Below are 11,375 nucleotides of genomic sequence, written 5' to 3'. Positions count from 1 at the left end.
CCCGCCGGCCAGGGAGGACAGCAGGTCCGGCCCCGGCGCGGCCCCCGCCGGAGACGGCGGAGAGACCGGCGCCTGCGCCGGCTGGGCGGGGGGCGGCGCCGCCTCGGAGGGCTGGCCGCCGCCCAGGGACTGGGCCAGCTGCATGATCTGGGCCATGGCGTCGGGATTGGCCAGGATGTTGTTCAGTTTTTCGTCAAATTCGGCCAAATCCGCCACCCGCCTTTCCCGGGGTTATTTCTGGACCGCTCTGTTGATGCGCTCCACCAGTTCCGCGCCGTCGGGGCTCTGCATGACCTGGCTCACCAGCTTCACCATGTCCGCCGGGTTGCCGCGGGCCGCGGACTGGACCGCCCGCTGCAGTCCCGCGCCCTGGTCGCCCCGGGTCAGCATCTGCATGAGGGCCTGCCCGTCCCGGGAGCGCATGAGGGATTGGAGCATGGCGGGGTTGCTTCTCAGCTGTTCTACCAGCCGGGTGGTTTTGTCGTCCATAATACCTCCTTGGAGTCTTGGTTGGTCGGTTCCAAACCAGTATATGAGGCCGGAGGCAAAAAAGTGCCTGCGCTTTCGCGCAGGCACGGCGTGTGATCGAAAAAGTGCCGCAGGCACGTTGGGGAGAAGGCTGGGCCCGCTGTGGGCATGTGCCGTGCACCGAAGGCGCACCGCTTGCCCACGTGCGGACCGGGAGGGCTGCACGGTCACGGACATGCCGCGTCAGAACACGCTTGCGTTTTTAGTGACACTCCGACGGCGAAACGCCGGGAGGCGCCTGGGACAGGCGGCATGCTCAGTTGATTTTTCCCATGTCGCAGTCCTGCCGCAGGGGGCAGCCGGTGCACTTGGGACTGCGGGCGGTGCAGGTGTCCCGGCCGAAGAGCACCATGCGGTGGCAGAAGTTGTTGGACTCCTTGGGGGGGATTTTCTCCCGGAGCTGCCGCTCCACCTGGAGGGGGTCTTTGGACCCGTCGGTGATGCCCAGCCGCCCGGTGATGCGGATACAGTGGGTGTCGCAGACGTAGGCGGGCTGGCCGAACACGTCCCCCAGGATGAGGTTGGCGGTCTTCCGCCCCACGCCGGGGAGGGCCGTCAGCTCCTCCATGGTGCCGGGGACCTTGCCGCCGTGCTCCATCAGCAGCTTTTGCGCGCAGGCGACAATGTCCCGGGCCTTGCCGTTGAAAAAGCCGCAGGAGTGGATGTACTCCCCCACCTCCTGGGGGTCCGCCTCGGCGAAGCTCTCCAGGGTGGGGAAGCGGGCGTATAGTGCCGGAGTCACCTTGTTCACCCGTTCGTCGGTGCACTGGGCGGCCAGCCGCACGGCGAAGAGCAGCTCATAGTCCTTTTCATACTGCAGCGAGCACAGGCTGTCGGGGTACAGCTCCTTCAGCACGGCGATGATGCGGCCGATGGCGGCTTTCGATTTCATGGCGGTTCACCTCACGTTTTAGATGAGGCGAGTATACCACAGAATTCGACAAAAGGCCAGGGAAAAAACCGTGGCAATTTCCAGGGGAATCTGATATAATACAAAGTTAGACATGAGGAAGGGAGGGGACGCCATGCAGCGGCCTCTTGCGGATGAAATCCGCCCCAAGACGCTGGAGGAAGTGGTAGGCCAGCGGCACCTGCTGGGGCCCGGTGCGGTGCTCCGGCGGCTGATTGAAAGCGGAACCGACGCCAACATGGTCTTCTACGGTCCCTCCGGCACCGGCAAGACCACCCTTGCCAACATCATCGCCGCCAAAACCCAGAAGACCCTGTACCGGCTCAACGCCACCACGGCGTCCCTGCAGGACATCAAGGACATCATTGCGGACGTGGGGACGCTGCTGGCGCCCGGGGGCGTGCTGCTGTACCTGGACGAGATCCAGTACTTCAACAAAAAGCAGCAGCAGAGCCTGCTGGAATTCATGGAAAACGGCAAGCTGACGCTGATCGCCTCCACCACGGAAAACCCCTATTTCTATGTGTACAGCGCCCTGCTCTCCCGGAGCACGGTGTTTGAGTTCAAGGCGGTGACGGCGGAGGAGGCGGAGCCCGCCGTCCGCCGGGCCCTGGAGATCGCGCAGGGGCGCAGCCAGCTGCCCCTGCGCTGGGAGGAGGGGGTGCCCCTCCAGATCGCCACCGCCTGCGGCGGCGACGTGCGCAAGGCCATCAACGCGGTGGAGCTGCTGTGCCAGGCGGCGTCCCCCCGGGAGGGGGAGTTGGTGCTGACGGCGGAGGACGCCGCCCAGGTGGCCCAGCGCAGCGCCATGCGCTACGACCGGGACGGAGACGCCCACTACGACATCCTCTCCGCCCTGCAAAAGTCCATCCGAGGCAGCGACCCCGACGCGGCGGTGCACTATCTGGCCCGGCTGCTGGAGGCGGGGGATCTGCTCTCCCCCTGCCGGCGGCTGCTGGTCATCGCGGCGGAGGACGTGGGGCTGGCCTATCCCATGGCCATCGCCGTGACCAAGGCCTGCGTGGACGCGGCGGTGCAGGTGGGACTGCCGGAGGCACGGCTGCCCCTGGCGGAGGCCGCCGTGCTGCTGGCCACTGCCCCCAAGTCCAACACGGCCCACAACGCCATCATCGCCGCCATGGAGGACGTGCGCAAGGGGCGGAGCGGGGACATCCCCCGGCAGCTCCAGAACGTCCACGCCGACACCACCGGCTTTGACAACCGCCAGCACTACCTCTACCCCCACGACTTCCCCCACCGCTGGGTGGAGCAGCAGTACCTGCCGGACGTTCTAAAGGACGTGCACTACTACCAGTGGGGCGACAACAAGACCGAGCAGGCCGCCAAGGCATACTGGGAGAAGATCAAGGGCAAAGAGCTGTGAAGTCCGTCTCCACCGGCGGCCTTTCGTACCCGGGCGGGGAGTAGATCCACCGCTCCACCCGCCCGTCGGTGATCTGATAGCGCAGCGGCTCCGGCTCCGGGGCGGGGGGCAGGGTCTCGATGATGTGGAGCTTGATTTTCATCCGCTCCGGGCGGATGCTCTTGATGAAGACGGAGACCCCGTCGCCGGGGCGGAGGCCCTCCCGGGTGTCCGCCAGGCCGGAGAGGTTGGGGGAAAGCTCGATGAAGCTGCCGTACTCCTTGACGCTGCGAACGGTGCCCCGCACCGTCTCCCCGGGGCGGAAGCGGCTGGCGTTTTCCATCCAGGTGCCCAGTAGCTCCCGGTGGGTCATGGTGATGCGCCGGGTCTCCCGGTCCACGGCCCACACCGCCGCCAGGATTTTCTGCCCCGGCTGGAAGCGCTCCCGGGGGTGGGCGATGCGGGAGACGGAGATGTGCTCGATGGGCAGCATGGCCACGATGCCGCAGCCGATGTCCAAGAAGGCGCCGAAGGACTCCAGCCGGGTCACCCGGCAGGTGAGGACCGTCCCCGGCGCCAGCCGGGGCAGCAGAAAGTCCATGGCCGCCTCTTGGGCGGCCCGGCGGGAGAGCAGGGCCACCGGCGCCCCCTTTTCGTCGGCGCGGAGGTCCGTGACGGTAAAGCAGGCGGACTTGCCCACCCGGGACAGCACGGCGATGTCCCGGTCGGAGCCGCTGATCCAGGGGGCGGTGACCTCCGCGCGGGGCATCCGGCCCTCTACGCCCCCCAGGGGGATGTGGAGGGTGTGGGCGGTGTCGCACCGCTGGACGGGGCCCTCCAGCACGGCGCCGGAGGCCAGGGCCTCCTTCAGCTCCGCCAGGGAGCAGGGAGCGGGAGGGCGCAGGCCCTCCGGCGGGAAGAGATGATTCAACGGCATGTTTGATCGCATCCTATCTGCCGCGGCGTGCGGCGTGATGTTTGACAACGTATGATATGCAGAACGGGAGACCGGATTGACAGGAGGCGCGTATGGACCTGCATCTCCACGACAGAGTGGAATTGAAAAAAGCCCATCCCTGCGGCAGCACCCAGTGGGAGATCCTGCGGGTGGGCATGGACATCAAGCTCCGCTGCCTGGGGTGCGGGCACGAGCTGATGCTCCCCCGCAGCAAGGCGGAGAAGAGCATCCGGAAGATCGTGACGAAGGAGGCATCCACATGAACAAGAAAACCACGCGGGCCATCGCATTGACGCTGGTGGTGGTGATGATCGTGGCCCTGGTGGCGTCCATGGTCATCCCTTACGTATAAGCGCCCCAATCGACAAAAGAAACCGGACGGCCCAGGCCGTCCGGTTTCTTTTTGCGACCGGTTTTACGGGGGGACCGGCCTATAATGTGCGTACTGAGCCGCCGGGGGCCGCCGGCAGAGGAGGGGATGCCATGACGGTGGTGTACATCGACAGCGTGTTTTTTCTCAACGGGATCATGGACTATCTGCTGGTGCTGGCCACGGCCCGGCTGGCAGGCATCCCCCTGCGGCGGAGGCGGTATCTCCTGGCGGCCCTGGCGGGCGGGCTGTACGCGGCGGCGGTGTTTCTGCCGGGGCTGGAGTTTTTGGCCGCCGGACCCGCCAAGGCGGCGGCGGGGGTGCTGCTGGCCCTGCTGGCCTTCGGCGGGGAGGCGCGGCTGCTGCGGCTGACGCTGCTGCTCTTCCTCCTCTCCTGCGGCATGGCGGGGGCAGTGCTGGCGCTGGGGCTGCTGGCGGGGGGCCTCCCCATGGTGAACGGCGTGTTCTACACGGATGTGGACGGCCGGGTGCTGGCGGTTGCGGCCACGGCGGGGTATCTGGTGGTGTCGGTGGTGTTCCGGGCCTCCGCCCGCCAGGGCATGGCCGGGCGGCTGCTGCCGGTGCGGGTGTCCATCGGGGGCAGGACGGCGGAGCTGACGGCCCTGTGGGACAGCGGCAACACCCTCCGGGACCCGGCGGACGGGCGGCTGGTGCTGGTGGCGGCGCCGGGGAGCCTGGCGGGGGTGCTGCCGGGGCCGGTGGCGCGGCTGTGCACGGCGGAGGGGCTGCGCCGCCCGGCGGAGCTGCTGGAGCCGGTACTGCGGGCGGCCCCGGCCCTGCGCCCCCGGCTGGTGCCCTACCACGCGGTGGGGGTGGCGGGGGGACTGCTGCTGACGGTGCGAAGCGATTGGACGGAGATCGGCGGCGCGAGGCATTCCGCGCTGCGGCTGGCCCTGTCCCCCACGGCGCTGGGGAACGGGTATACCGCCCTGTGGGGCGGCGAGGTGAGAAAAGGAGGACGGGATGGACTGGAAGAGGGCATGGCGGCGGCTGCTGATCCGGCTGGGACTGCTGCCGGATGAGGGCGTCCACTACATCGGCGGCAGCGAGACCCTGCCGCCGCCGCTGAGCAAGGAGCGGGAGGCGGCGCTGCTGGCCCGGCTGGACGAGGAGGACGCCCGGAAGGAGCTGATCGAGCACAATCTGCGGCTGGTGGTGTACATCGCCCGGCGGTTTGAGAACACCGGCGTGGGCATTGAGGACTTGATCTCCATCGGAACCATCGGCCTGATTAAGGCGGTGGGCACCTACCGGACGGACAAGAACATCAAGCTGGCCACCTACGCCTCCCGGTGCATTGAAAACGAGATTTTGATGTACCTGCGGAAAAACGCCAGCCGGAAGGGGGAGGTGTCCTTCGACGAGCCGCTGAACACCGACTGGGACGGCAATGAGCTGCTGCTCTCCGACGTGCTGGGCACCGAGGCCGACACGGTGATGCGCCCCATCGAGGAGGACGTGGACCGGAGCCTGCTGGCGGCGGCCATCCGGATTCTCTCCCCCCGGGAAAAGCAGATCATCACCATGCGCTTCGGCCTGGGGGGCACCAAGGAGCAGACCCAAAAGGAGGTGGCGGACCAACTGGGCATCTCCCAGTCCTACATCTCCCGGCTGGAGAAGCGGATCATCTCCCGTCTGAAAAAGGAGATTCTGCGGCTATCCTGAGCTTGACAATCCAAACCGGGTATACTATACTAGGACAGAATATGGGAACTGCGAGGAAGGGAAGCAGTACCCGCCGGTGGAAAGCCAAGAGAGGGAGCGGTTTGGTGGAAGCTCCCGTGACCGCGGCGGGGAAGTCGTCCCGGAGCATTGGGCTGAAGGAGCAGTAAGCCGCAACGGTGACCCGCCGTTACCGGGGAGCGGCGCCTGTGCGCCGGTGAGTGCGGGAGTTTCCCGAATTCAGGTGGTACCACGGACTGCTGTTCGCCCTGAGCCGAAAGGCTCAGGGCGTTTTTTGCGAAGGGGGGATCGCCGGTGTTCCAGGTGGAGACGACGGTGACATGGCGGGATTGGGACGCGTGGCGGAAGGCCTTCGCCCTCCATGGAAAGGTCCTGGGCACGGGGGTGCGGGCGGCGGCGGGCCTCCAGCGGCTCTGGGGCCTGGGCATGGCGGTGCTGGGCGCCGCGCTGTGCCTGGCGGGGGCGTTGGGGGGCCTTTTCAACCTGCTGACGCTGCTGGGGGCGCTGTGCCTGCTGTACGGCGTGCCGGCACTGCGGCAAAAGGACCCCCGGGCGTTCCTGGCCTCCCGGCGGGAGGAGGCGGCCCTCCGGGCGGAGTACCCGGACCGCCGCCTGCGCCTCTCCTTCGACGGGGAGGGCTTCTCCCTGTGGGAACCCGGCGGGGGCGGCAGCTACCGCTACGCCGCCTTGACGGACGTTTGGGAGGACGGGGAGCGCTTCTACCTCTTTTTGCAGGGGGAGATGCGGTTTCCCCTGCGAAAGGCGGATTTCACCGGGGGAAGCCCCGGGGAATTCCGGGAGTTTATCAGCCAAGCCGCCGGGAGGCCGGTGGAACAGATCAGATAAAGGGAGAAGACAGATGAGATTTGAAGCGGAGATGAATTTGACCTACCGGCAGCTTTTGGCGCTGTACGACGTGTCCGAAAAGCTGTTCCGGCGCAAGCAGATGCTGCTGTTCCGGGTGGTGTGTCTGGCGGTGGGCGTCTGGCGGACCTGGGGCATGTGGACGGCCATCGCGGCGGAGGGACCCTCCTTTCGGCGGGTGAGCCACCTGCTGATCGGCCTGCTGTTTTTGATCGCGGGCCTGATTCCCAACCAGGTCAGCGCCGCCTTTGCCCGGCTGCGGGTGCTGTACAAGGGCAAGGTGCAGTTTGAAAACGGCTGCTTTTACGAGGTCATCGGCGACCAGAAAATCCGCCACAGTTATGACAAGGTATACGCCCTGGTATACTACCGGGGATACGACTTTATCTTCCTGGACCCCCTGGCCAGCCTCTCCGTCGAACTGGACAAGCTGCCCGGAAGGGACCCGGAGGAGCTGCGCCGCTTCCTGGAGGAGCGGTGCGGCAAGGCCTATCAGCGCGCCTGAGACCATGGAAAGAAAAGGAGAAGCCAGATGAACAGAGAATTGCCGAAGGTGTATGAGCCCCAGCAGGTGGAGTCCCGCATCTACCAGATGTGGATGGACGGCGACTGCTTCAAGGGCCGCCCGGACCCGGAGAAACAGCCCTTTTCCATTGTGATGCCGCCCCCCAACGTCACCGGCCAGCTGCACATGGGCCATGCCCTGGACTCCACCCTCCAGGATATCCTCACCCGCTTCAAGCGGATGCAGGGCTACGCCGCGCTGTGGCTGCCCGGCACGGACCACGCCGGCATCGCCACCCAGATCAAGGTGGAGGAGGACCTGCGGGTCAACGAGGGCAAGACCCGCTACGACCTGGGGCGGGAGAAGTTCCTCCAGCGGGTGTGGCAGTGGAAGGAGAAGTACGGCGACCGCATCGTGGCCCAGCAGAAGAAGCTGGGCGTCTCCTGCGACTGGAGCCGCTCCCGCTTCACCATGGACGAGGGCTGCTCCAAGGCCGTGCGGGAGACCTTCTGCGACCTGTACGACAAGGGCCTCATCTATAAGGGCAGCCGCATCATCAACTGGTGCCCCCACTGCACCACCGCCCTCTCCGACGCGGAGGTGGAGTACCAGGACAAGCCCGGCCGCCTGTGGCACATCCGCTATCCCCTGGCGGACGGCTCCGGGGACCTGGTGGTGGCCACCACCCGCCCGGAGACCATGATGGGCGACACCGGCGTGGCCGTGAACCCGGAGGACGAGCGGTTCCGGGACCTGGTGGGGAAGACCTGCATCCTGCCCATCATGAACCGGGAGATTCCGATTGTGGCGGACAGCTACGTGGAGCTGGGCTTCGGCACCGGCGCCGTGAAGATGACCCCCGCCCACGACCCCAACGACTTTGAGGTGGGCCTGCGCCACAACCTGGAGGTCATCCGCTGCATCGGGGACGACGGCAAGATCAACGAAAACGGCGGCCCCTACCACGGGCTGGACCGCTACGAGTGCCGCCGGCAGATTGTGAAGGACCTGGAGGAGCAGGGGTATCTGGTGAAGACCGAGCCCTACAGCCACAACGTGGGCACCTGCTACCGCTGCCACAACGACGTGGAGCCCCTGATCTCCGCCCAGTGGTTTGTGAAGATGGAGCCCCTGGCCCAGGAGGCGCTGCGGGTGGTCCGGGACGGCGAGGTGAAGTTCGTCCCCGAACGGTTCTCCAAGACCTACACCAATTGGATGGAGAACGTCCATGACTGGTGCATCTCCCGCCAGCTGTGGTGGGGTCATCAGATTCCCGCCTGGACCTGCGACGAGTGCGGCCACATCAACGTGGACCGCCAGGACCCGGTGAAGTGTGCCAAGTGCGGCTCCACCCACCTGACCCGGGAGGAGGACGTGCTGGACACCTGGTTCTCCAGCGCCCTGTGGCCCTTCTCCACTCTGGGCTGGCCGGAGCAGACGGCGGATTTGGACTACTGGTATCCCACCTCCGTCATGGTGACGGGGTATGACATCATCTTCTTCTGGGTGGCCCGGATGATCTTCTCCGGCTGCGAGCAGATGAAGAAAATCCCCTTCCACACCGTGCTGATTCACGGTCTGGTCCGGGACGACAAGGGACGCAAGATGTCCAAGTCCCTGGGCAACGGCATCGACCCCCTGGAGATCGCGGAGAAGTACGGCGCCGACGCCCTGCGCTTCAACCTCATCACCGGCAACTCCCCGGGCAACGACATGCGGTTTTATACCGAGCGGTGCGAGGCCATGCGGAACTTCGCCAACAAAATCTGGAACGCCAGCCGCTTTGTCATGATGAACCTGACCATTTCCCGCTGCGTCTTGCCCCCGGCGGCGGACCTGGCGCCGGAGGATAAGTGGGTGCTCTCCAAGCTGAACACCCTGGTGAAGGAGGTCACGGAGAACCTGGACAGCTATGAGATCGGCGTGGCCTCCGCCAAGGTCTACGACTTCCTGTGGGACACCTACTGCGACTGGTATATCGAGCTGACCAAGAGCCGCCTGAGCGGCGGGGACGAGGGGGCCAAGGAGACGGCGCAGCAGGTGCTGTGCTACGTGCTGACGGAGCTTTTGAAGCTGCTGCACCCCTTCATGCCCTTCATCACCGAAGAGATTTTTCAGGCCCTGCCCCACGAGGGGGCGTATCTGATGACCGCCCGCTGGCCGGAGTACCGGGAGGCGCTGTGCTTCCCGGCGGAGGAGGCCGCCATGGAGGCGGTGATGGATACCATCAAGGCCATCCGGGCCCGCCGGTCCGAGATGAACGTGCCCCCCTCCAAAAAGGCGGAGGTCCTGCTGGTCACCGATGCGCCGGACGTCTACGCCCAGGGTGTCCACTTCATCCAGCGCCTGGCCTTCGCCAGCGAGGTGAAGTTTGCCCGGACTGCCCCCGCCGACGTCACCGGAATGGTGACGGTGGTCACCCACAACGCCACGGCCTATATGCCCCTCAGCGAGCTGGTGGACATCGCCGCGGAGCTGGAGCGCATCGCTAAGGAGCGGGAGAAGGCAGAGAACGGTCTGCGCATGGTGGAGCAGAAGCTCTCCAACGAGAAGTTCGTCTCCAGGGCCCCCGAGGCGGTGGTGAATGCCGAGAAGGAGAAGGCCGCCAAGTACCGGGAGCTGATCGCCAAGCTGGAGGAGTCCGCCCAGGCGATGCAGGCGTAAGCGCAGACCGGCGCCCCCGGCTGGGGGCGCCGGAGCCGGCGGCGCGAAAAGATGCTGTCCGGGGTGGCCCAGAGGGCGCCGTCCCCGGCGGCATCGAAAATGGGGCGGGGCGTTTGCCGTAAACAAACAGCCGCCGGAAGGCGGCTGTTCTGCGTGCCGCCCAAACGCCGTTTTCCGCCGCTCCGACGGAGAAGGGCGCTGATTCCGCGGGAAAAGATCTGCTTGAAATACCTGTAATGGGAAATAACCTTATAGGACAAGCGGCGCTTGCGGTAGTCCCGGTGCGGCAAACGGATTCCGTGAGAGGCGGCGGAGGCGCTGTGGATGTCCGGCGGCTTGCGGCGGGCGGAAGGCGTCTGTCCCCCGGCAAGGGCAAAAAGAGCAAGGCACCCGCAGTCTGCGGGTGCCTGGAGAGGAGATGCGGCGTGAAGGGGTTTGTACGCGAAGACCAGTGGTTTTCCCTCTGCGGGCTGAACTGCGGCCTCTGCACCATGCGCCTAGGCGGATACTGCCCCGGCTGCGGCGGCGGGGCGGGGAACCAGGGCTGCGCCGTCGCCCGGTGCAGCCTGGACCACGGCGGCGTGGCCTACTGCTGGCAGTGTGAGGCGTTTCCCTGCGGCCGGTATGCGGAGAGGGACGCATACGACGTGCTGATTACCACCCGCAACCGCCGTTCGGACATGGAAAAAGCCCGCCGCATGGGCCCGGAGGCCTACGGGGCGGAGCAGCGGGAGCGGCGCGCCATGTTGGACCGCCTGCTGGCGGAGCACAACGACGGGCGGCGCAAAACCCTGTTTGCCCTGGCGGCGAACCTGCTGGAGCTGGAGGCGCTGCGCTCCGTGATGGAGACGCTGGAGCAGGTTGGGGAAGCGCCCCTGGAGGAGCGGGCCGCCCGGGCGGCGGCGCTGCTGGGGGAGGCCGCGGAGCGGCAGGGCGTGGTCTTGAAGCTGCGGAAAAAAACCGGCGGGAAATGAAAAAATTGGGGCACTTTCCCGGGAAACCCCTAGGATTTCGACAGAATGCAAAAAAAGGACATGGTATCATCACCGTAAGGCGAAAGGCCTTGCGGTGATTTTTTTGCGCGGCGCGCGGCCGCTGCGTCCCCTCCGGAGGGGCGCCCCGGGGCGGACCCTCCGCCATCCGTTGATAAAACTCACATTTCCGGGAAAACTATCCACAAAAGAGGCGAATCATATGGAACTGCAAGTCAAAAGCGCGGACCGAAACCTGCTGCTGGAGATCAGCGGGGAGCTGGACCACCACGGCGCCCGCAACGCGCTCCGGGAAGTGGAGCAGGCCATCGACGCGGCGCTGCCGCGCAAGCTGGTCATGGACCTGGCGGGCGTCACCTTTATGGACAGCTCCGGCATTGCCCTGATCCTGCGGGCCCAACAGCGGATGCAGCTGCTGGACGGCAGCCTGTTGGTGTGCAACGTCCCGGCCCAGGCCAGACGGGTGCTGGACGCCGCGGGCATTGGCCGTCTAGTGACGATCCGATAAAAGAGGAGG

Annotated in this window: 12 protein-coding genes and 1 pseudogene; 9 read left to right on the top strand and 4 right to left on the bottom strand. The window is 66.2% G+C overall.

Annotated features, from left to right (window positions below; translation table 11 throughout):
* From QZS21_RS05240 to nth, 3 genes and pseudogenes are all read right to left on the bottom strand, one after another.
* Window positions 1–207 (bottom strand): annotated as a pseudogene (locus tag QZS21_RS05240) (hypothetical protein); the annotation flags it as partial.
* 24 nt (window positions 208–231) lie between these two features.
* A complete protein-coding gene (locus QZS21_RS05235; RefSeq protein ID WP_295581024.1) occupies window positions 232–489 on the bottom strand; it encodes a hypothetical protein in 258 nt (85 codons plus the stop codon).
* Between the two features lie 295 nt (window positions 490–784).
* Window positions 785–1,420: an endonuclease III gene (gene nth / locus QZS21_RS05230; protein ID WP_295581022.1), complete on the bottom strand. Its 636-nt coding sequence runs from the start codon at window positions 1,418–1,420 to the stop codon at window positions 785–787.
* 133 nt (window positions 1,421–1,553) lie between these two features.
* Here nth and QZS21_RS05225 point away from each other — a divergent pair, with 133 nt between their 5' ends.
* The gene (locus QZS21_RS05225; RefSeq protein WP_295581020.1) at window positions 1,554–2,822 is read left to right on the top strand and encodes a replication-associated recombination protein A; all 1,269 of its coding nucleotides are present in this window, start codon (window positions 1,554–1,556) and stop codon (window positions 2,820–2,822) included.
* Here the strand turns inward: QZS21_RS05225 and QZS21_RS05220 are convergent.
* On the bottom strand, window positions 2,803–3,738 hold the full coding sequence (locus QZS21_RS05220) for a S1 RNA-binding domain-containing protein (protein ID WP_295581018.1): 936 nt from the start codon (window positions 3,736–3,738) through the stop codon (window positions 2,803–2,805). The genes QZS21_RS05225 and QZS21_RS05220 overlap by 20 nt on opposite strands.
* Before the next feature lie 92 nt (window positions 3,739–3,830).
* On the opposite strand from QZS21_RS05220, the gene QZS21_RS05215 reads away from it, so the two are divergent.
* The 8 genes from QZS21_RS05215 to QZS21_RS05180 all read left to right on the top strand — a co-directional run bounded on the left by QZS21_RS05215 (window position 3,831) and on the right by QZS21_RS05180 (window position 11,366).
* Window positions 3,831–4,022, top strand: a complete 192-nt coding sequence (locus tag QZS21_RS05215) for a DUF951 domain-containing protein (RefSeq protein WP_295581016.1) — start codon at window positions 3,831–3,833, stop codon at window positions 4,020–4,022.
* Window positions 4,023–4,242: 220 nt separating this feature from the next.
* On the top strand, window positions 4,243–5,172 hold the full coding sequence (locus QZS21_RS05210; RefSeq protein WP_295581014.1) for a sigma-E processing peptidase SpoIIGA: 930 nt from the start codon (window positions 4,243–4,245) through the stop codon (window positions 5,170–5,172).
* Complete coding sequence (sigE, locus tag QZS21_RS05205) at window positions 5,114–5,815, top strand: RNA polymerase sporulation sigma factor SigE (protein WP_295581012.1); 702 nt, start codon at window positions 5,114–5,116, stop codon at window positions 5,813–5,815. The genes QZS21_RS05210 and sigE overlap by 59 nt, the downstream gene beginning before the upstream one ends.
* A gap of 333 nt (window positions 5,816–6,148) precedes the next feature.
* Window positions 6,149–6,679, top strand: a complete 531-nt coding sequence (locus tag QZS21_RS05200) for a YcxB family protein (RefSeq protein ID WP_295581010.1) — start codon at window positions 6,149–6,151, stop codon at window positions 6,677–6,679.
* 13 nt (window positions 6,680–6,692) lie between these two features.
* Window positions 6,693–7,202, top strand: a complete 510-nt coding sequence (locus QZS21_RS05195) for a hypothetical protein (protein ID WP_295581008.1) — start codon at window positions 6,693–6,695, stop codon at window positions 7,200–7,202.
* A 27-nt stretch (window positions 7,203–7,229) separates the two neighbouring features.
* Window positions 7,230–9,866, top strand: coding sequence for a valine--tRNA ligase (locus tag QZS21_RS05190; protein WP_295581006.1), 2,637 nt, complete (start codon window positions 7,230–7,232; stop codon window positions 9,864–9,866).
* A 425-nt stretch (window positions 9,867–10,291) separates the two neighbouring features.
* On the top strand, window positions 10,292–10,840 hold the full coding sequence (locus QZS21_RS05185) for a DUF3795 domain-containing protein (RefSeq protein ID WP_295581004.1): 549 nt from the start codon (window positions 10,292–10,294) through the stop codon (window positions 10,838–10,840).
* Window positions 10,841–11,060: 220 nt separating this feature from the next.
* A complete protein-coding gene (locus QZS21_RS05180; protein WP_295581002.1) occupies window positions 11,061–11,366 on the top strand; it encodes an anti-sigma factor antagonist in 306 nt (101 codons plus the stop codon).
* The last annotated feature ends 9 nt before the right edge of the window (window positions 11,367–11,375 follow it).

The sequence above is a fragment of the uncultured Oscillibacter sp. genome, from assembly GCF_900544955.1.
Classification (GTDB): Bacteria; Bacillota; Clostridia; order Oscillospirales; family Oscillospiraceae; genus Oscillibacter.
The sequence above is the reverse complement of the archived record's forward strand: the minus strand, read 5'-3'. Positions and strand labels throughout refer to the sequence as shown.